Annotated in this window: 1 protein-coding gene; it reads left to right on the top strand. The window is 61.9% G+C overall.

The genetic code is table 11. The features are described 5' to 3' along the window. Positions 1–140 precede the first annotated feature (140 nt). A partial coding sequence (locus tag PQR53_RS38900) for a hypothetical protein (protein ID WP_408465904.1) occupies positions 141–423 on the top strand: 283 nt, incomplete at its 3' end.

Below are 423 nucleotides of genomic sequence, written 5' to 3'. Positions count from 1 at the left end.
TCTTTGCCTGCCGCAAAGAAAAGTAGGCAAAAGAAAGCGGCTCACACCGCTAGTTCTTAAGCGGCTCCCCCGCACAGTCTCGGTAGTGGTGCATCTGGAATCCGTGCTCTCGCACACTCCGCGCCGGTGACACAGCCGTCATGCTTCCGGCGGCGCTGCGCGCGCCGACACGCATTTCTCAAAACCAATTGCTGCGTTTTGCGCGCACTGCATCCGGCGCCGCCGCTCGCCGTGGCGTCCCCCACATTCCGTGCGCCAGCGCTTCATTCGACGTGCGAATTCATATCTCCCCACACTGCCGCGACTTGTCGGCGGCTCAGCGCGCCGCGTGGCACTTCCCGAAACAAACGCATTTTCCGGCACCTCGCCGAAGCCAGGTCAATGACCCCCGCACCCAAACGAAGCTCATGGTTTCCCAGGCAA

Origin of the sequence: Paraburkholderia fungorum (genome assembly GCF_046027605.1) — a bacterium.
GTDB classification, from domain to species: domain Bacteria; phylum Pseudomonadota; class Gammaproteobacteria; order Burkholderiales; family Burkholderiaceae; genus Paraburkholderia; species Paraburkholderia fungorum_F.
This window is presented reverse-complemented; position numbering and strand designations above follow the sequence as displayed.